A 20472-nucleotide genomic window follows, 5' to 3' on the forward strand; every position below is an offset into this window, starting at 1 on the left:
ATATGGATTTCTTCCCGGTTTTTTTCGACATCAAAAACAAACCCTGCCTGGTCGTCGGCGGTGGCGAAGTAGCAACGCGCAAAGGGGGGATGCTGATGCAGTCCGGCGGACTCGTCACCATCGTCTCACCCGAGCTGACCGACACCCTGAAAGAGCTGGCCGATACAGGGAAAATCACCCATATCGCAGAAAAATTCCGCCCCGAACACCTTGGTGCAGCCATTCTGGTGATCGCCGCCACCAATGACCGCGCTGCCAACGAACAGGTTTCCGTGGCCGCGAAAAAGCTGCGGATTCCGGTCAACGTGGTGGACAATCCTGACTTGTGCTCCTTCATCATGCCCTCGGTGATAGACCGCTCGCCGCTGGTCATCGCAATTTCCAGCGGCGGCACTTCGCCGGTGCTGGCACGGGTAATGCGAGCCAAGCTGGAAACCTTCATCCCGGCTGCCTACGGACGACTGGCGCACTTTGCGGCAAGCTTCCGCGACCAGGTAAAAGATCGTATCCAGCCTGCCAAGCGCCGTATTTTCTGGGAAAAAGTATTGCAGGGTCCGGTGGCCGAGATGGTGCTTTCCGGGCAAGACCAGACCGCGAAGGACGTACTCCAAAAAATGCTGGCAGCCGATTCCGACGACACCCCGCCACGCGGCGAGGTCTACCTGGTCGGCGGCGGCCCCGGCAACCCCGATCTGCTCACCTTCCGCGCCCTGCGCCTGATGCAGCAGGCCGACGTTGTGGTCTACGACAATCTGGTTTCCCCTGCGGTACTCGAACTGGTGCGGCGCGATGCCGAACGCATCTATGTCGGCAAAAAACGCGCCGACCACGCCATGCGCCAGGAAAATATCAACGAACTGCTGGTCAAGCTGGCCCAGGAAGGCAAACGCGTCGTGCGACTAAAAGGCGGCGACCCATTCGTATTCGGCCGCGGCGGCGAGGAAATTGAAACCCTGGCAGCTCACGGCATCCCTTTCCAAGTCGTGCCCGGCATCACCGCCGCCACCGGCGTTTCATCCTACGCCGGCATTCCGCTGACCCACCGCGATTATGCGCAATCCTGCGTGTTCGTCACCGGGCACCTGAAGGATGGCAGCGTCAACATTGACCTCACCGGCATCGCCAAAACCAACCAGACCATCGTGATCTACATGGGATTGATGGGACTGCCGACACTGTGCCAGGAACTGGTTGCCCACGGCCTGCCGATCACCACGCCGGCTGCCATCGTGCAACAGGGCACCACCTACCAGCAGAAAGTGGTCACCGGCACGCTGGCAACCCTGCCAGACCTCGCCGCCAATGCGCACATGAAACCGCCTACCCTGATCATCGTCGGCGAAGTGGTGAAACTGCAGGACAAGCTTGCCTGGTTCAAGCCGCAACCGATTGAGGGTGGTTCCGACTTCGTACAATTTTAAGGGTTGCGCAGGCAAGCCAGTACTTGGCCAGCATACCGCTTTACCGACGAGTTATGCCCAGCAACTCGATTTCGAACAGCAACGTTGAGTTGGGCGGGATCAAGCCGCTCACACCCCGCTCACCGTAGGCGATAGCCGGCGGGCAAACCAGCTTCGCCTTGCCGCCAACCTGCATGCGCTGCACGCCCTCTGTCCAGCACTTGATCACGCGGTTCAACGGAAACTCTGCTGGCTGGCCGCGTTTGTACGAACTGTCGAACTCCTTGCCGTCCGGCAGTGTTCCCTTGTAATGCACCTTCACCGAATCGGTTGCCGCGGGGCTGGCGCCGGTTCCGTCATGCAGAGACAAGTAAACGAGCCCGCTATCAGTGACGACCGCCCCCGCTTCCTTGGCGGCGTTCACCGCCACATCGGACTGTGCCCAAGCGGGTATGGTGGCTATGACGAGCAGAATGGCGAAAACAATTTTCACGGCAATACTCCAAGAGAGGGTCGCCGAATGATCCACGATTTCCCTGAGTCGCGCAAATTTTCAGGTTCTCTGAATGGCGACTTAGCCACCGAGGAAAAGTACCGATTCCCATTCCTGCTAGAATTCGAACATACGCATAACCACCAGGACAGCATGAAGCATACATTTACTCGATCACCTTTACTGACTGGCAACGACGTCGAACTGAAACGCCGGGAGATACGGGACTATTTTCATGCCACGTATGACCGCTATGAGCAGCTATTCGAAGTGCTCACCGGCGACGAGGCTTATTACAGGAAGCCGATCCCGCTGCGCCACCCCCTGATTTTTTACCTCGGCCATACCGCGACCTTTTTCATCAACAAACTGATTCTTGCCGGTCTGCTGAAAGACAGGGTCAACCCGAAATTTGAATCCCTGTTCGCCGTTGGCGTCGACGAAATGAGCTGGGACGATCTCAGCGAGGCTCACTACGCCTGGCCCGGGGTCGACGAAGTCAGGGCATATCGGAAAGCCGTGAGGACAGCGGTCGACCAACTCATCCGGAACGCCCCTCTCGCGTTGCCGATAGACTGGCACCATCCTTGGTGGACGATCCTGATGGGCATCGAACACGAGCGGATTCATCTGGAGACCTCTTCCGTGCTGATGCGCCAGCATGCGCTGAAGTATGTCGCGCCGCACCCGGCATGGCCGCCCTGCCGTACTAGCGGGAGTACGCCACAAAACCAGCTGGTGGATGTACCAGCGGGCGCGGTGCGACTGGACAAGGACAAAAGCGACCTGCTTTACGGATGGGACAATGAATACGGCCATCACGCGGCGGAAATCCCGGCGTTCCAGGCCAGCCGCCATCTGGTGAGCAACCGGGAATTTCTCGGGTTCGTCGAGGCCAACGCTTACGCTGACGAGCGATTCTGGGAAGAAGAAGGCCGTGCCTGGAAAAACCACACCCAGGCCGACCATCCGACTTTCTGGATCAGGAACGGGAGCGGATGGCGGCTGCGTCTGCTGGCCGAAGAAGTCCCTATGCCGTGGGACTGGCCGGTCGAAGTGAACTATCACGAGGCCAAAGCCTTCTGCAACTGGAAAAAAGACCAGAGTGGTAAACCGGTAAGGCTGCCCACCGAAGACGAATGGTATCGCCTTTACGATTTTTCCGGGCTATCGTCTGGTCAGAAAGCCGGGGCCAATATCCATCTGGATCACTACGCGTCCCCCTGCCCCGTCACCGAATTTCGCCATGGCGAACTCTACGATGTGATCGGCAATGTCTGGCAATGGACGGAAACGCCGATCTATCCGTTCGACGGTTTCGAAGTGCATCCTATCTATGACGATTTCACCACGCCCACCTTCGATGGGCGTCACAACCTGTTCAAGGGCGGTTCCTGGATTTCCTGCGGAAATGAAGCACTGCCCGGCTCACGCTACGCCTTCCGCCGCCATTTTTTCCAGCATGCCGGATTCCGCTACGTGGTAGCCACATCTCCTGCCCTGTCGCCTTCATCCAGCTACGAAACCGACAAGCTGCTTTCCGAATATGCCGAATTCCACTACGGGGATGAGTATTTCGGCGTGCCCAACTTTTCCCGTGCACTGGCACAACTCGCCATCCGGGCGATGGGCGAAAAACCCGCCCGCAAGGCGCTGGACCTGGGCTGCGCTGCCGGGCGCGCCAGTTTCGAACTGGCTCGCCATTTCGATCAAGTCTCGGGCATCGATTTCTCGGCCCGCTTCATCGGGCTGGGTGTCCGGCTTGCCGAGCAGGGAGTGCTGCGTTATACCCTGACCGACGAGGGCGAACTCGTCTCGTACCGGGAGCGCACGCTTGCCGATCTCGGCCTGGATGAAACCCGGAAGAAAGTGGAATTTTTCCAGGGTGACGCCTGCAACCTCAAGCCCCTGTTCGCAGGCTATGACCTGATTCTTGCCGCCAATCTGATCGACCGCCTGTACAGCCCGGCGAAATTCCTGACAACGGTGCACGAGCGCCTGAATCCGGGCGGCATCCTGTTAATCGCCTCCCCTTACACCTGGCTGGAAGAGCACACCAGGCGCGAGGAATGGGTCGGCGGCTACAAGAAAGACGGCGAGAACTTCGGCACCCTGGACGGATTGAAGAGCTTGCTCGGAAAGCACTTCCGCCTGATCGACGGACCGCTGGAAGTGCCCTTCGTGATACGCGAAACCAGGCGCAAATTCCAGCATACGCTGGCGGAAGTGACGATTTGGGAACGCATAGCGTGAACTTCGATTTCGACCACGAGATTCCGCGCGACGGTACGGCATCGGTCAAGCACGACGGTCGCGAGGCTTATTTCGGCACCGGAGATGTGATTCCGCTGTGGGTCGCCGATATGGATTTCGCCGCGCCGGAAGCGGTCGCCCGTGCACTCGCGGCGCGCGCAGCTCACCCGGTTTACGGCTACACCTTCTATCCGGACAGCCTGTTCGATGCCCTCATCTCTTGGTTGAAAAAACGCCATGGATGGGAAATCCAGCGCGAATGGATACTCATGTCGCCGGGCGTAGTGCCTTCCCTGCATGCAGCAGCCCTGGCCTTTGCCCAGCCCGGCGAGGGCGTAATCATCCAGCCGCCGGTCTACTTTCCTTTTGCTTCGTCGGTAACCAACACCGGACGGCGCCTGGTCATCAACCCGCTCCGCCTCGAGAACGGGCGTTACCGAATCGACTTCGCCCATCTCGAACAATGCGCTGCACAGGGCGCGCGACTGCTGCTATTGTGCTCGCCTCACAACCCGGTCAGCCGCGTCTGGAGCCGGGAGGAACTCGAGGAAGTTCTGCGCATCGCCCACCACCATGACCTTATCGTGCTGTCCGACGAAATCCATGCCGACCTGGTTTACCCCGATTTTCACCATGCCTCATTGGCCGCACTTGCGGATAACAGGGACAATATCATCACGGCCGTGGCGCCGAGCAAAACCTTCAATATTCCCGGACTCGGGCTGTCAGCGCTGATCGTGCCGAATCCCGAACACCGTGCGGCCCTCGGCAAGGCCTTCGACATGCTGCATGTGAGCGCGGCCAACCCCTTCAGCATCGCCGCTTTTGAGGCGGCCTACCGCGAAGGCGAGGAATGGCTCGACGAACTGCTTGCCTACCTCCAGGAAACACGGGATTTCGTCAGCGCGTATCTGCTCCGTCACCTGCCATCCATCCATCTGATCCAGCCCGAAGGTACCTATCTTTTATGGCTGGATTGCCGTGCACTGGGAATGCCGGACCGGCAACTCCAGGATTTTTTCGTGCATGAGGCCAGGGTAGGCATGAGTCCCGGAACGGTATTCGGTGAAGGCGGCAGCGGATTCATGCGGCTCAACATCGCCGCACCGCGTCACATCATCGTCGAGGCGCTGGATCGCATCAGGCTTGCGCTCAACGCGAGGTGAATCCGGAAAGGGCGTCGCCGCAACGGCGATTGACTGCAGCGCAGGCCACCGATCCCAACGAGTCTTCGCCAACGGTCTGCTCCTCGGCCATTGCGGCCGTTGGTGCTGCATAAACCCAGCGGCGGTTGTGAGTCTGTTAGAAGCCCTTGTCTACCTGCTTGTGAGTGCCTGCTGACGGGAACGTCAAGTGAGTATCCCTCACCCCCTTGCGTACAGTCAGCTCCGCCATCGCGCATGTGGTTGACTGGGCTCTCGGCGGAGACAACAAGCACAGGGATCTGATCACTTCCTCAATGGGCTGGCCTATAACGTGACGGGTGACTACCCGCTTGTCCGTTACGTCCCTTGGACGCTTTCAATGCGGAGGACTTTATCCGCCTGGGACAATTTCACGGCGAAATACTTCTCGTCATCGAGCTCCGGCGGTAGCTTGTCGTGTAGGATCGAGGCGACGAACTGTATCCCTTTCTCCTGCACCAGGTTCGCAATGTTCAGCAGCTGGTTTCCGTGCATCAGTTCCTTCTTGTCGTTCAGCAGGAAATGCAGGCAAGGAATACCTTCCTGATCCGCGAACAGGGTATAGGCAATATCGAAGCAGAATATTTCGCCCTGTTTCTTCCCGGAACTGAAGTTCGTATTGAAAGCGCTGAACTTGTATAATCGCTGGCCCTTCTTATTGACCACGGGGTCCACTTTCAGCGCGTACTGCTCCCCGTAAAGGGTAGATGAGATTTCGGAAAAGAACGTGTTGAACTTTCCGACTTGCCCCCTTACGACGTCCCCGAACTCATCGGAGAACAGTTGATCATCGATGGTAGTCAACTCGCGGTTATAAGTGGCCAGGTTTCCGTCTACCTCTCGGAGTTGGGCGATGGTTTTCTCATATTCGCCCTTTTTCCGGTATTTCTCGTTGAGCTCCGCCATGAGCTTTTCAAGCGCCTCGAAAGAGTCGCTGTGGTTTATCTTTTCCGTCAGCGCGCTCTGCTGCCTGATGAGGAGCTTGAGGCTTTCCGATCGTTCCCGGATAGTCTCTTCCAGCTTCGGGAGCTCCTTCGTCACATATGCGACTTTCTCCCTCAACATCCTGTCGTGGAAAACGCAGAGTTCCTCGAACGTCTTCTGGATTCCCTCCATCCCCTGACGTGCCTGCTGGTATATGAGTCTGAGTTGCCCGTGGTCGACTTTTGCCACGCGCGCGTTCAGGTCGTCGGAGGCTTCGACGATGAGCTTTCGACGTATCTCGAGCTTGGTAATCGCTGAACTCACGACGCTGATTTCGTATTTCAGCTCGTTGAGCGCCGAAAGGTCCGCCTCGAGCCTTTCGTTCAGGTTGAAACGGGACTTCTTTTTAGAAAGGCGCTCTATCTCGCCGTCGAGGAGCGCCAGGGCGGTTTCGTAGGCGGACCTGGTTTCTTCCTTCTCGAGCCTGTCCTTGAAGGATTGCTCGAGACGAATCTTCGTTAGCAGTTCCTGCTTCCGGTCCCCATGATCTACGTCGCATCCAAAAAGAAAAAGGTACAGCGTTTCATACTCGTCGTCGCGAGTGAAGCCATCCAACGTTTTCAGCGTGTTGTTTATGCTCAGGTCTTTGTACCTGATGTTGTGCGAAATGATCTGCCGAAAGCTCGGTTTTTTCCCAAAGTGCCCCGGGGAAAGGATATCGGTCAACGTACGCTCGAAATCTGATTCTGTAAGATCCTTGCCGTTGATCCGTCGAATGACATCCTTGCGCGGCAGGAAATTTCGTTCTATCAGCACCTCCTCGGAGTCGTCCAAGGAGAGGTCTGCCTTCAGGACGAGGGAAACTAGGATGCGGTGGTCGTTAAGGTACTTTTTTACAAGCCGGTGCTCTTCCTTTTTATTTTCTGGATCCGTATAGACGTATTTCCCGCTTCCACCGAGGCAGAAATCGATCAGCGCGAGCACCGTCGTTTTACCGACGTTGTTCCCGGTCTGCTTCGTGTCGTCGGCAGGCGTGTCGTCGACGATGAGGTTCAGCCCTTCGTGGAAAACTATTTCGCGGATGACTTTGTATCCGCTTGAGATCGTCAGGGACTTTAAGAACATACCCGCACCCTGCCGTAGTTATCCAATGTAATTAATTCCAGCAAGAAGAGCCAATCTAGGCAAAGCACGAAAACAGCGACCGACATATTCCGGGAGTCCCGCACTTCCGCGTACAGGTCCAGCCAGTCCGATCCGGGACGCGCACGCGCCGTCTCGAGCACGAAGGCCCCATTGTAGTAGACCGTGTTTTCCGGATGGACGTTGTCAGGCAGCAACATGGTTATATGCGTTCGGATTCTTGAAGACCTTGCAGCGGATGAACGCATCGACGACCAGGATGGTCGTTGCCAGTTCGAGCTCGTCCAAGGGGATCCTATTGAAATTCGAGCTATTCCTAATTTTTTCGACGGTATTACGGATTATCGAGAAGAACAGATCTATCCCCGCTACCGCCGCCTGGCATTTCAGGAATTCAGAGTTTATGGAGGCGAAAACCGAAGCGCTCTTATTGACGCCCCGGAGGTCAAACTCCGTGTAAATCTCATCCAGCCTAGAGTAGTGGACAGCATACCCCTGGATCAGGCTCCCCAACGAATCCAAATTGTTGAACGTTATTTTCCGGCCAACTTCGAATGGGTCGACCTGAAGGCTCTGCGGTTCGTCGTTGAGATCTTCGGTGGAAAGGATGTTCACTATATCCGCAAGGTTTGTTTCGAGTCGCTCTTCCCCGAACTCTTCCCCGAGTTCTTTCCTTACGAGATCGAACACCCGCTTCAGGTCGTCGATCTCCATCGCCGCGGCCTCGCGCACAACCGACGTCACATCATGGATGTCAATCTTCGGGTCAAACGTTATGCCTGTGGGTACAGTGTACGTCAGTTTTTTTAGCCTCGAAGCGTCACCCACGATCGGAATGAACTTGAACCGGCACCCAGCGTAAGCAGACAAATCCTTCGACAACGCGGACTCGATCTTCTGCTTTGTCGCAGTCGACGAGACTTGGATTATGATCTTATTTGAAGCGTCCACGAGGTCTACCGCCGTCGCATTCTGGTCATAGGCATTGGCATTTACCAGCGACAGTCCGAGCAATTCGTTGAACAGGTGAACGTAGAAATTCTCTGCGTGCACGTTCAAGTTCAGGACGTTCACACGGCCGCGCACGCCGATCCTGACCGCGAGTGCGGACAGCTTTTCTTCCACGTAATCGAAATAGTAGGACCTATTCATCGCACCGACTAAATTTCTTTAGCCTAAATTCGCCATCATACTCCTGATGAAAAAGAAGATGGGGCGAAAAGAAACGGAGGCTATGGCAATGTTCTTACCATGGCGTTCGTCTGTACCCAACTACGAATGTTTGCAACGTGTCGAGTAGCTGTCGGTCAGTGGAGTGCTCTCGACCGTCCGCAATGGCCGAATTGCCGCCATCCCACTCCAACCGCAAACAAATAATGACCGCAAAGATTCGCGTGAAAATGGACAATAAACCGTATTGGGGTTGCAAGTGGGAACCCCAATATGGCAAACGACTATTGGGTCGGCTTAGTAAAGTGCCATTGTCAGATCTATTTCCCTCGCCCAGGCATCAATGCCACCGTCCAGATTCACAACTTGCGCAAAGCCAGCCCGCTCCAGAAAAGCAGCCACATGCATACTTCGCACGCCGTGGTGACAAATCACGATGATTTCCTGCTCTGGGTTCAACACCTCTATCTGTTGGGGTATTTGCCCCATCGGGATGAGCCGCGATCCCGCGATGCTGCAACGTTCGAATTCCCAAACTTCCCGTACATCCAGTAATAAAGGCTGAACCGAGCTATTTTCGAGATGGACTTTAAGCTCGGGAGGTCTTAGTCTTTTAATCATTGATTATGATGCCTGGAAAGAATGAGAAGAAATAATATAGCTAATCGCAAAAAATATTCCTGTCGCATTAATAAATTATGGAAAAATGTAGTTGATTTGTTCGTGCAAGCACCTCCCCCTGGACGCACGCTTTTCACTTAAATGTCACTTTTGACCGCTATGTACAAGCTACCCCATACTTGGCCTCATGTGGTTGAAATGCCCAGCCGTAAGTGATGCTGTGTGATCGTTTTACTTTTTGATATTTTGTGACCTTAAGAAAATGAATTCTCCCGCACCACTCTCCTTTACCGCCTTTCTCCAGTGCGCAGACTACTCGCTGCTTCGATACCTCACCGCCGATCCCGAGCAGGCCCGCCACGCCCCCAACAAGACGCTCCGCCAAGTCAAGTCCGGCCACTACGTTGAGGTTCTCCCGACGCCTCTGCCGACCCCCCGCTACGTCATCCACAGCCGAAGTTTTTTCCGTGAGCTGAACTTGTCTGAAAGCGCCGCCAGTGCGGGTTCCTTCATGCAATTCTTCACTGGCGATCCGACAGTTGCCGTGGGTGCCGCAAACGCTGATGTCGAGTCAACCCACGTTCTAGCCGGCGGCTGGGCGAGCGGCTACGCCCTTAGCATCTACGGGCAAGAAATGTATCATAACTGCCCCTTCAAAAACGGCAACGGTTACGGGGACGGGCGCGCCATTTCCGTGCTCGAGGTGCTTCTCTCTAACGGTCATCGCTGGGAGTTCCAGCTCAAGGGCGGCGGCACGACCCCTTATTGCCGCGGTGGCGACGGCCGTGCGGTGCTGCGGTCCAGTATCCGTGAGTTCCTTGCATCGGAAGCGATGGCGGCGCTGGGGGTGCCTACCTCCCGAGCCCTCTGCCTCTTTGTCTCCCGCAGCGAAACCATCTCGCGTCCCTGGTACTCCCCGGGTGCCAAAACCGAAGAGCCGGACCGCATGGTGGACGAGCCAGCCGCCATCACGACGCGCGCCGCCCCCTCCTTCCTCCGCGTCGGGCAGCTCGAACTGTTCGGGCGGCGGGCGAGGAAAAACGAGCACCCGCGTGCCCTCGCGGAGCTCGAGGCGATCTTCCTGCATACGCTCGAACGAGAGTACCCTGACATCGCAGCTCAGCTGTGCCACCCCGAGGCAACGCTTACCGACAAAGTCTTAGCCATCGCGCGGGAGTTCGGCGCGCGCCTGTCCCGGTTGGCCGCCCATTGGATTCGGGTGGGGTATTGCCAGGGAAACTTCAACAGCGACAACTGCTCACTAGGAGGGCGGACGCTGGACTACGGGCCTTTCGGCTTCATCGAGGCATATAACCCGATGTTTCAGATGTGGATCGGCGGCGGAGAGCACTTTTCCTTTATGAACCAGCCGATATCCGCTGTGACGAATTTCAAGATGTTCTGCACGGCCCTGGTGCCGCTGCTGGGGCAGGACGCGATTCAGGAGCTGGGGAAGATTTTGGAGGCCCTGCCGGAGATCATGAACCGTGAGATGAATCGCATGTGGGCGGAAAAGATGGGCCTTGCCGAGTTTCGCATGGAACTTTTCGCGGAGCTTCACGCGCTCATGGCGGAAACGCCGGTGGACTATACGATCTTCTGGCGGGAGCTTTCGAGCCTGCCCAAGCACGTGGCGGCTCTGCGTCCTGGCTTCTACGAGACACGTGGGGGATATGGTCAGGACAGCGTCGCGATGGAGGCACGTTGGGCGGTGTGGCTGCAGAAGTGGCACGCGGCGCTGGGACAAGAGGGGCGCGATCCGGCTGGAGTGTCAGCGGCAATGAAGAGGGTTAACCCCAAGTACATTCCGAGAGAGTGGATGATGGTAGAGGCGTATCGAAGCGCCACGGACACCGGGGATTACAGCCTAGTGCAGAGCTTGCACGATGTTCTGGATGACCCGTACGGCGAACAGTCCGAGGCGGTGGCGGCGCTATATTACAAAAAGAAGGAGGAGAAGTTCTTTGACTTGGGGGGCACGTCGCACTGCAGCTGCTCGTCGTAGGGGGAAAAGGTTCTGTCGTGATAACGGAGTCTGGCGGAACAGAGTTGCGCTTTCGCGTTGCCTTTGTAGTAACCAGAATAGTTGATTCTGTCGAAGCTGTTGTATGACTGCAATCGACCGGGGCGACTAACTGCAATGAGCTAAAGCACTCATTCAGGACTCAAGGTTGAGTGTCTCTGTGATGGCATACTGCGGCAATCATTGTTGCTAACAACCTGCCGTAAAGCGGTCGTCCATAGCTTATTGAGTTCAGATGGGCGCGACCGACCGCTCAGGCCGAGCCTCGCATCCCTGCGAGGCTTTCATTTTTATGTGCTTGCGTCTCAATGGTGCAGCGCTTTATCCAGCGAATGGAGAAACTTCTCGGCGTCGTGTTGTGTGACGTGATATTTCACGGTTGGGCCGGTCATCAATTTGGCACAGGAGTCCACCAGTTCCATGGCGATAGGATATTTGCCGATGGCGAGGGCTTCTTTTAGGGCGGTGAGTCTATTGCCTGCGTCTTCCAATGTAATGCAGAAGTGGTGCGCGTCATCGGTGATGCTGATGCTTTTGATGCCTTCGTGAGTAACCGCTTGGCAGTGGAACCGTTTCTTGGACATTCTCTTCTCCTGTGGTGCTACATGGTTTGCGAATGCGCGGCAGTCTGCGCCCCGTCACCTTGTGTGTCAAACCGCGGCTCTGAAGGGTTGGTATCCAGTCACTTTGGTTTGTTGCAGCGGCTACAGTGCCGGGTGTTCTTCGGGAAGCTTAAAGAGACGGTTACTATGCCGAAAAGCCACAACCAGTCCCACCAAAGCGAACAGAACGAACCAGCCCAGTGCCCATTGCGCAATGGACAGGTCAAGAAAGGTCCAGGTTACTTCGGCGCACTCGCCCGAACCTTTGAAAATCATCGGCAAAATTTTGGTCAACGGCATGGCCTCAAGCATGTAATCCAGACCCGGCCCGCATTCTGGCGCTTGGCCGGGAGGCAGGTGCTGCAAATACACCTGCCAGGCAGCGATTCCTCCGCCCAACAGAGATAAAAAAGTCAACAATCCGCTATATACGGTCCAGCCACTGTGTTTTGGATTATGAATAGCCGCCGTCAGTGCCGTCACACAGATAGCGATGAAGACGATGCGCTGCAGGATGCACAGCGGGCAGGGTTCGAGGTGAATAACATGCTGCAGCACCAGCCCAAAACCCAGCAACCCGAAACAGGCCAGGAATACCCCGAGAAACAGCACACGATTATTAATGGTCACCAGCAACTCCTTGTTAACGGATACGGCGCTGCGCCCGAGGCAGCTCCAGCACCGATTTCACACTCAGATCCACGCAACCCGGGCGCTTCGGCAACGCCCCCACCAGTACCGTCTTCATGCCGAGCCTTTTTGCGGTTTTAAGATTGGCCAGCGTATCTTCGACCATGATGCACCGCGACGGGTTCAGTCGCATCCGACGGAATAAAAGACGAAATCCCTGAGTATCCGGTTTCGGCCGGTAGCCGGCATGCTCGATCGTGAATACCTCTTCAAACAGGTCCGCAATGCCGAGCAACTCCAGCACCCGGTGAATATAATGAGCCGGCGCATTGGAGTACACCAGCTTGCGGCCAGGTAGCCTTTGCAACGCTGCCCTCAGCCCGCGCTGACGCAACACCATCTGGTGCAGCGACGGAAACTGATGGGTGTGCCAGAGAAAATGATCGGGGTCGGTGCCGTGATGCCGCATCAAACCCTGCAAGGTCGCGCCGTAGCGCAGCCAGTAGCGCTCGCGCAATTCGTTCGCACCCGCTTCATCGAGGTTGAGGTGGTCTTGCAGATACTGCGTCATCGCCCGATTCATGTGCGGGAAAATATGCGCGCCTGCATTGTGCAGGGTGTTGTCGAGATCGAACACCCAGGTCCTGGAAAGTTTCAATCGTTCGCCCGGATCAAGGTGCCCACGCCCTCATCGGTAAGAATCTCCAGCAGTAGCGCATGCTCCACCCGTCCATCGATGATGTGGCTGCTCTTGACACCGTTCTTCACCGCTTCCAGGGCCATGGATATTTTCGGAATCATGCCGCCGCTGATGGTACCGTCTTCGATCAGCGCGTCCACTTTAGCTGCGGTCAGGCCGGTAAGCAACTTGCCTTCCTTGTCGAGCACGCCGGTGGTATTGGTAAGCAGAATCAACTTCTCGGCCTTGAGGGTTTCCGCCAGCTTGCCTGCCACCAGGTCGGCGTTGATGTTATAGGCTTCACCATCCTCGCCCACGCCGATCGGCGCGATCACCGGGATAAAGTCCTGGGTGTCGAGCAGAGCCACCAGGGTGGGGTCAATATGGGTCACCTCGCCGACCTGGCCGATGTCGATGTACTCGCCCGCCTTCTCGGCGTGCTTTACCATCAACTTTTTGGCGCGGATAAAGCCGCCGTCCTTGCCCGTCAGCCCCACCGCCTTGCCGCCATGCTGGTTGATCAGGTTGACGATTTCCTTGTTGACCGAGCCGCCCAGCACCATTTCGACGATATCCATGGTCTCCCGGTCGGTGACGCGCATGCCCTGGATGAATTCACCCTGCTTGCCGACCCGCTTCAGCAGATCGTTGATCTGCGGCCCGCCGCCATGCACCACGACCGGGTTCATGCCCACCAGCTTGAGTAGCACCACGTCCTTGGCGAAGCCCTGCTTGAGATGCTCCTCGGTCATGGCGTTGCCGCCGTACTTGATGACGATGGTCTTGTCCTGGAAGCGGCGGATATAGGGCAGCGCTTCGGATAGGATAGTGGCTTTTTCTTTTGCAGTAGATGCGCTCAGCGGCATGGTTGGAGTCTTTCGCCCAAGGTGATAATCAGCCTATTTTAGCTCAAACAAAAAAGGCGGCACAGCGCCGCCTTTTAGGACAGGTTTGCGGAATTACTGGATGGCCAGTTTCTTCGCGCTGGATGTTGCCTTCTTCGGCAGCGTCAGATCAAGCACGCCGTCATTGTATTTAGCCACGGAGGTCGCCTCGTCGACGTCCTGCCCGAGGCTGAAGCTGCGATATACCTTGCCGTAATAACGCTCGCTGCGCAACACTTTATCGCCTTCCTTTTCCTCTTTCTCCTTCTTTACCTCGGCGCTGATACTGACCTGGTTGCCCTCGATGGTAACGTGAATGTCTTCCTTCTTCACGCCGGGAATCTCGGCATGGACAGTGTAGGCCTTGTCGTTCTCCTTCACGTCCATCTTGATCTGCATCTGCTGGGGCTGGCCCTCGAAGCGCACTGGGCGAAGAAAGCCACGGAAGAGGTCGTCGAAGGGATCTAAAGCCACGTCAAACGGGTCATAACGGGTAATGTTTGCCATCATCGATCTCCTTGATCAAAGTCACTGAAAAATCGGCAAATTTCTTGCCTCTGGCTTAAATATAGAGGATAAGACTGGCAATTCAAGAGGGCGAAAAATCGGCTCTAGCCATCATGTCGTCATACTTGCCATGGCCAAGCCGCCGCGAAAAATGGTTCCATGCATCGCGGTACGATGATATGTGTACAAATACGCACCTAAAATTCACCCGCTACCGCGCCCTCCCCGCCATGCTAGTGCGGTGACCCAGCAGGTCGAATTTCACCCGCACCCATTCCTCGGTAACGTCCACAACTTCGGTCAGGCGGATGCGGAACAGGTTGTTGCGGTAGTACATGTCGAGCAGGCTGTCGGCGACATAATCGGGCGCCTGCAGGATCAGGCTACTATCCACCTCGCGGTCGTACCACTTCGGCAGGAAAACGGCTTTGATCCTCATGTTGTCGGCCTCGTCTGCGAGGCAAAGCTCCACATGCTTGGGGTCTTCGCTCAACTTTTCGATGCCCAGGGCGGGCGGGCCGGAGGATTCCTTTTTCCAGCGCACCACGCCGACTTCCCACTTACCGGTATCGCCTGCCTGCTTGACGCATACCAGCTTGCCGAACTCCGGCTTCTCCGGCGGTTTGCCCTCGAGCAGGCCATAGCCGCTCCCGCTCTCGTTTTCCACCGCCCAATGCTCGATCAGCGCGCATTCCTCATCTCTCGCCTTTCCCGCCGCGCCGGAATGCAGGCACGTACGGACCGCATCAACGCCGCAAGCCATTTCGACAACCTTGCTACCGGAAGCGATGCGCTCCTGATTGCGGGCATTCTTCGGGCGAATCCAGTGCTTGGAAAGGTAGTCGAGTAGCGCCATGTAGTCCTGCACGGTTGCCGGCACTCCCTCGATCTTCAAGCTATCCACATCGTCCCCCTGCGTCAGTCTGAACCGCAGCTTGCGGATATGCACATACAGATCCGCCATGCCCCAGCAACGCAAGTTGTCGCCATTCATGCCCTCTACCAGCCTCCTGGCGGCGCTCCCGGATAACAAATCGACGCAGTGCATATGCGAACTGGTGTCACAGGTTTTTTCCAGTTTCACCAGTGGCGCCCATTCTTCCAGCCATCCGGCAACCAATCCGACCTGGAACGGCTTCAGACCGGCCGGCCGTACCATATCGAGAAGCAGAATACGAACATATTCGTCGGCGCAGGTCGTCAACCGGCCGCTGGCCAGGCGTATCTGCGCTCCGGCGAAACCGGCGGATTCGGCGAAAAGGTGGAATTTATGCAGGCGCTGCCACATCGCCGGCGGCACCGCCTCCTGCCTGCAATAACCCCACTTGACCGCTGCCCCAAGGTGATTCAGCGTGCGCGCCACGACTAGCGGCAGATATTTCCGGCCGCCTCCGCCGTCACGCCCGGCGACGATTTCGCGGCACAACCCCCGGTAGCTGTTCGCCAGTTGCGCACTCAGGCCCGCCACGGCTTTCAGCAGCTTATCCCGGCTCTCTGCCGACTCGTCCGCGCCTTCCAGGTATTTTCTGCCCAGGCTGCGCTGCAAACTCTGACTGCATTCATCCAGGCGCATCAGCGTCTTCAAGCGTTCGCGCGAATACGGCTCCCCTTTCGCGCCGAACGCCGTCAACGCATCGACCAGCACTTTCAGCGAATCACATTCGTTTTGGGAATTCGGCTTGCTGGACCATGTCCCGGCCCTGAGCACGCCTTCGAGCAAACCGGCTTCCTTGCGATGAAAAAATTTGAGCAAATCGAACATAACGGTTCCCGGCCGCGTAGCGCGGCGGCAAAATGCATCATCTGTAGATCAGCAGAACAGTTGCATAATTCGTGCCAGCAACAGGAAACTTTCCCGCATCATTACAACACTTTGAATAACAACGGAATAACCTGGAACCCGCGTTTCATGTCGAGTGGATCATCAAAAAAACTGCCCTTCCGCGTCACATTGGCAACAATAAAGGCGCATTGCGCGCCTTTATTGGAACGTGGTGGAAATGTAGGACGTCATCCTATTCTGCTGGGCCTTGACAATTGCATCTTTGGCCTTGGCGAAGTGGTCCATGCCGATGTAGGCGTAGCCCGCACCGTTCGGATTATCCATGATCAGGCGCCGAAGACCCACGCGTGATGGAGATATACGAGCACCTGAAGCACGTCTAGTTCCATTGCCACTGGCGGTGCAGCCGCAGCCTGCAGCAACGCCCAAACGATAAAATAATCGGTATAATCCTTGCAATCCCCTGCCCCAAGCGAACCATGCTCTTTTCCCCGCAATCTCTCAGCCTTCCTCAACTTCCGGACGGAAAAACCCTCCCCCGGCAGGCAGTTGCGAAGCTCTTCCTCGCTCTCTATCTTCCCATGGCGTTCGTCCTGACCGGGCTGGTGTATGGAACGCTGAATATCAATGCGGAAATAGAATTGCAGACGCTTCAGGCTCAGGAAGCCGGAGAAGTGAAGCTCGCCAGCCAGATCCTGACCCACGACTTCGAGGTAGTGGCCGCTGACCTGCGGCTCCTGTCCAAGACGCCCGCGCTCAAGCATTTTCTCGACACGGACAGCCCTGAAGAAAAGCAGCGTCTGACCGCGCAGTTCTTGAATATGTCCCAGGAAAAACGCCGTTACGACCAGATCCGTTATCTTGACAACAGTGGTATGGAAGCAATCCGGGTTAACCTGGTCGACAGCAAGGCAGAAGCGGTGCAGGGAAAGGAACTGCAAAACAAGGCCGGGCGCTATTTCTTTAGCGACTCCCTGCGCCTCGATCGGGGAGAAATCTATATTTCGCCGCTGGACCTCAACATCGAGCACGGTCAGATCGCAATTCCCCACAAGCCCATGCTGCGCTTTGGCACGCCGGTATTCACCAGCGCGGGCGAAAAGAAAGGGGTGGTGCTGATCAACTACTACGGCAGCGCATTGATCGAGGACTTCAGGCGGGCGATGGGGGAAAAACGCCACGCCATGCTGCTCAACCGCGACGGATACTGGCTGAGCAGCCCCGACCCTAGTCTGGAGTGGGGTTTCATGTTCGGGCGGGAAACCAGCTTCGCCAGGCAGTATCCCGCAGCATGGACACGAGTCAAGGAGGACGACCAAGGCAGCTTCATGACCAAGCAGGGCCTGCTCACCCATGCCACCGTCTATCCCTTGCTGCTCGGCCGGCATGCCGCCATCGACTCACCGAGTTCCGAGGGCGCGAGAGAGCACGCACTGTCAGCCCGGGAACATTACTGGAAGGTCGTTTCCCTGGTTCCCACAAGCGAGCTGCCTTCCCCCAGCCTGACCCGGCACCCCGGCATCTTTACCCTCTACTTGACCGGCATGGCGTTGCTGGCACTATTCGCCGGCTTCATGGCGGCAAGCATGTCGACCCGACGGCAACTCCGCCGTGCCCTGATCGAGAACGAGGCGCGTCTGAGGGAAATCACCGCCACCCTGGCCGAGGCGGTCTACGTCATCGACACCCGCGGAAATATCGTTTTCGTCAACCCGGAACTGGAGCGGCTGCTGGGATGGCCTGAAGCTGAACTCATCGGCCAGCATGGTCACAACAAATTTCATTACCGCAACACCGATGGCACGGCCATCCCCGCCTGCGACTGCCCAATTTACCGAGTACTCGACACAGGCCAGACCTACCGCAGCGATACCGAAGTATTCTGGCACAAGGACGGCTCCCCCGTTCCGGTCCAAGTGAGCGCCTCACCCATTGTCCGGGACGGGAAAAAGGCAGGTGCGGTGGTCGCCTTCAGCGACATCAGCGAACGCAAGCAAGCCGAGGACGAGCGCCTGCACGCCGAAGCCCTGTTCCACATGGTGTTCGACAATGTGGCGGACGCCATCCTGATCCACGACGTGAACGGCCACTTCCTGGAAGCAAACCGGGTGGCCTACGAGCGACTGGGATACACCCGCGAGGAGTTGCTTCGCCTTTCACCGCCGGACATCAACGGCCCAGAAGGGGCGGAAAAATTCGCCGAACGCGGCAGGCGACTATTGGCCGATGGCCGGATCACTTTCGAAACCGTCCATATCAGCAAGGATGGCCGGGAAATTCCCGTCGAAGTCAGCGCACGCCTGATCGACTTCAACGGCAAACCGGCAACGCTCAGCGTGGTTCGCGACATCACCCAGCGCAAGGCAGCGCAGAAAGCCTTGCGGCAAAGCGAGGAAACCGCCCGCGCCATGCTTAACGCCACCTCGGAAACAGTGCTGTTGCAGGATTGCGTCGGCACCGTGCTGGCCATCAACGAAATCGGCGCAAAACGTTTCGGGATGAAGCATGAAGACATCATCGGCCGCAATATCTATGACCTGCAGCCGCCCGACGTGGCGGCAAAGCGCAAAACCGTCATCGACGAGGTGTTTCGCGCCGGACAGCCCGCCCACCTGCAGGACGAGCGCGCGGGATTTATTTTCGACAGCAATATGTATCCGGTTTTAGATGCTCAGGGCAAGGTCGAGCGGATCGCCATTTATGCCGCCGATATTACCGATCGGGTGCAATTGCAGGCCGTCGACACCCTGCTCCACGCCATCGACCAGCATGCACTGCGCAGCGAGAGCCTGCCGGAACTGCTGCAGTTCGTGTGCGCGGAAACGGCGCGTCTGCTCGATTACCTTTTTGCCTGGGTAGGTCGGAAAGAAGAAGGCGGCATGGTCACCATTTCCGCCTGGGCCGGACCGGAAGCCGCTTACCGCATCGAATTGGAGCGGGTCGGCGTGCGCTGGGACGACACCCCCCAGGGCCACGGCCCCGCGGGAACGGCCATCCGTACTGGACTGATTCAGATGTCCAAGCTCTCCGACCCCGGTTTCCATCTCTGGCACGATGCCGCCCGACGCTACGGCTTGGAATCCACAATCAGTCTGCCATTGATCATCCGCGGCGAAATTTACGGCGCATTTACTTTGTATTCACAGCATGCGCTCAGCTTCGACAACTCAGCTACGAAGCAGCGCCTTTCCGACATTGCCAGCCGCATCTGCGTGGCGCTGGAAATGGCCATGGATCAGATGCAATTACGCCTGATCAGCACAGCCCTTGCTGCGGCGGGGAACGGCGTGTTCATCACCGACCGGCGCGGCCGCATCCAGTGGATCAACTCCGCCTTCACCCGGCTCACTGGCTATGCCGCCGAGGACGCATTGGGCTTCACGCCCGACATCCTCAAATCGGGCAAGCAGGGAACGGCCTACTACCAGAACCTCTGGATGACCATACTCCAGGGTGAAATCTGGAGCAGCGAAACCGTGGAGCGGCACAAGAACGGCACTCTGTTTACCGTGCAGCAGACCGTCACGCCGATCCGCGACGATAAGGGGGAGATCAGCCACTTCATTTCCATCCTCGAGGACATTACCGCCCAGAAAGAGGCGGAGGCCAGCATCCAGTACATGGCCCATTACGATGCCCTCACCGACCTGCCCAACCGTTCGCTGTTCTATGACCGCCTGCATCAGGCACTCGCCTTGGCGAAACGGGACGGGCACTTGTGCGCCCTGATGTTCCTCGACCTGGATCGTTTCAAGATGGTTAACGACTCCCTCGGCCACCATATCGGCGACCTGCTGCTGCAAGGCGTCGCGCAACGCATTTCCACCTGCTTACGGGAAACCGACACCGTGGCACGGCTGGCGGGCGACGAATTCGTGGTCATACTGCCCCACCCGGTCGCCCGGGAAGATGCCGCCGTCGTCGCGCAAAAAATCGTCACTGCCCTGGCCGAACCCTTCCTGCTCGACAGCCACGAGGTAAAAACCAGTACCAGCATCGGGATCGCCCTTTACCCCCTGGATGCGGCCAAAGACGAGGAACTGCTCAAACTGGCCGACCTCGCCATGTATGCCGCCAAGCACCGAGGACGCGGCCAGTATCTTTTTTATGCGGATGTCCGCCCCCAGAAAGCAGATACATCTGGCCCCGGCCAATAGCGGCAAGCGATTCGTTACG

The 20472-nt window shown here is 57.2% G+C and carries 17 protein-coding genes; 6 read left to right on the forward strand and 11 right to left on the reverse strand.

Going from position 1 to position 20472, the window contains the following annotated elements; genetic code table 11:
• Nucleotides 1-2: 2 nt before the first annotated feature.
• Nucleotides 3-1421 carry a siroheme synthase CysG gene (gene cysG / locus SCT_RS13085; protein ID WP_059423751.1) on the forward strand — a complete coding sequence of 473 codons (1419 nt, stop codon included), beginning with the start codon at nucleotides 3-5 and terminating at the stop codon, nucleotides 1419-1421.
• A 40-nt stretch (nucleotides 1422-1461) separates the two neighbouring features.
• On the opposite strand, the gene SCT_RS13090 is transcribed toward cysG, so the two are convergent.
• Nucleotides 1462-1893 carry an FKBP-type peptidyl-prolyl cis-trans isomerase gene (locus SCT_RS13090; protein ID WP_202812160.1) on the reverse strand — a complete coding sequence of 144 codons (432 nt, stop codon included), beginning with the start codon at nucleotides 1891-1893 and terminating at the stop codon, nucleotides 1462-1464.
• Nucleotides 1894-2046: 153 nt separating this feature from the next.
• Here SCT_RS13090 and ovoA point away from each other — a divergent pair, with 153 nt between their 5' ends.
• Nucleotides 2047-4146 carry a 5-histidylcysteine sulfoxide synthase gene (gene ovoA / locus SCT_RS13095; protein ID WP_059423854.1) on the forward strand — a complete coding sequence of 700 codons (2100 nt, stop codon included), beginning with the start codon at nucleotides 2047-2049 and terminating at the stop codon, nucleotides 4144-4146.
• Entirely contained in the window at nucleotides 4143-5312 is a 1170-nt protein-coding gene (locus SCT_RS13100) for a MalY/PatB family protein (RefSeq protein WP_059423753.1), read from the forward strand. The genes ovoA and SCT_RS13100 overlap by 4 nt, the downstream gene beginning before the upstream one ends.
• A 336-nt stretch (nucleotides 5313-5648) precedes the next feature.
• Here the strand turns inward: SCT_RS13100 and SCT_RS13105 are convergent, their stop codons facing one another.
• The 4 genes from SCT_RS13105 to SCT_RS13120 all read right to left on the reverse strand — a co-directional run bounded on the left by SCT_RS13105 (nucleotide 5649) and on the right by SCT_RS13120 (nucleotide 9188).
• Nucleotides 5649-7379, reverse strand: a complete 1731-nt coding sequence (locus tag SCT_RS13105; RefSeq protein WP_059423754.1) for a DUF2326 domain-containing protein — start codon at nucleotides 7377-7379, stop codon at nucleotides 5649-5651.
• A complete protein-coding gene (locus tag SCT_RS17935; RefSeq protein WP_371257746.1) occupies nucleotides 7370-7645 on the reverse strand; it encodes an ABC-three component system middle component 6 in 276 nt (91 codons plus the stop codon). The genes SCT_RS13105 and SCT_RS17935 overlap by 10 nt, the downstream gene beginning before the upstream one ends.
• A complete protein-coding gene (locus SCT_RS13115; RefSeq protein WP_159107909.1) occupies nucleotides 7584-8522 on the reverse strand; it encodes an ABC-three component system protein in 939 nt (312 codons plus the stop codon). Before SCT_RS13115 ends, SCT_RS17935 begins: the two co-directional genes overlap by 62 nt.
• Before the next feature lie 342 nt (nucleotides 8523-8864).
• The gene (locus tag SCT_RS13120) at nucleotides 8865-9188 is read right to left on the reverse strand and encodes a rhodanese-like domain-containing protein (protein ID WP_009205261.1); all 324 of its coding nucleotides are present in this window, start codon (nucleotides 9186-9188) and stop codon (nucleotides 8865-8867) included.
• Between the two features lie 262 nt (nucleotides 9189-9450).
• On the opposite strand from SCT_RS13120, the gene SCT_RS13125 reads away from it, so the two are divergent.
• On the forward strand, nucleotides 9451-11193 hold the full coding sequence (locus SCT_RS13125) for a YdiU family protein (RefSeq protein ID WP_059423765.1): 1743 nt from the start codon (nucleotides 9451-9453) through the stop codon (nucleotides 11191-11193).
• 323 nt (nucleotides 11194-11516) lie between these two features.
• Here the strand turns inward: SCT_RS13125 and SCT_RS13130 are convergent, their stop codons facing one another.
• From SCT_RS13130 to SCT_RS13155, 6 genes are all read right to left on the reverse strand, one after another.
• Nucleotides 11517-11795, reverse strand: coding sequence for a hypothetical protein (locus tag SCT_RS13130; protein WP_059423767.1), 279 nt, complete (start codon nucleotides 11793-11795; stop codon nucleotides 11517-11519).
• A 120-nt stretch (nucleotides 11796-11915) separates the two neighbouring features.
• Nucleotides 11916-12443 carry a disulfide bond formation protein B gene (locus SCT_RS13135; protein ID WP_059423856.1) on the reverse strand — a complete coding sequence of 176 codons (528 nt, stop codon included), beginning with the start codon at nucleotides 12441-12443 and terminating at the stop codon, nucleotides 11916-11918.
• A 13-nt stretch (nucleotides 12444-12456) separates the two neighbouring features.
• Nucleotides 12457-13101: a pyrimidine 5'-nucleotidase gene (locus tag SCT_RS13140; RefSeq protein ID WP_059423769.1), complete on the reverse strand. Its 645-nt coding sequence runs from the start codon at nucleotides 13099-13101 to the stop codon at nucleotides 12457-12459.
• Nucleotides 13098-13988: an acetylglutamate kinase gene (gene argB, locus SCT_RS13145; RefSeq protein ID WP_059423771.1), complete on the reverse strand. Its 891-nt coding sequence runs from the start codon at nucleotides 13986-13988 to the stop codon at nucleotides 13098-13100. Before argB ends, SCT_RS13140 begins: the two co-directional genes overlap by 4 nt.
• Before the next feature lie 93 nt (nucleotides 13989-14081).
• Nucleotides 14082-14513: an Hsp20/alpha crystallin family protein gene (locus SCT_RS13150; protein ID WP_059423858.1), complete on the reverse strand. Its 432-nt coding sequence runs from the start codon at nucleotides 14511-14513 to the stop codon at nucleotides 14082-14084.
• 211 nt (nucleotides 14514-14724) lie between these two features.
• A complete protein-coding gene (locus SCT_RS13155) occupies nucleotides 14725-16275 on the reverse strand; it encodes a hypothetical protein (protein ID WP_059423773.1) in 1551 nt (516 codons plus the stop codon).
• Between SCT_RS13155 and SCT_RS17175 the strand changes: the two genes are divergently transcribed.
• A complete protein-coding gene (locus SCT_RS17175) occupies nucleotides 16249-16647 on the forward strand; it encodes a hypothetical protein (RefSeq protein WP_144408273.1) in 399 nt (132 codons plus the stop codon). The two genes, SCT_RS13155 and SCT_RS17175, sit on opposite strands and share 27 nt — an antisense overlap.
• A gap of 128 nt (nucleotides 16648-16775) precedes the next feature.
• A complete protein-coding gene (locus SCT_RS13165; RefSeq protein ID WP_082098352.1) occupies nucleotides 16776-20453 on the forward strand; it encodes a PAS domain S-box protein in 3678 nt (1225 codons plus the stop codon).
• The last annotated feature ends 19 nt before the right edge of the window (nucleotides 20454-20472 follow it).

It is taken from the genome of Sulfuricella sp. T08, assembly GCF_000971475.1.
Taxonomy (GTDB): Bacteria; Pseudomonadota; Gammaproteobacteria; order Burkholderiales; family Sulfuricellaceae; genus Sulfuricella.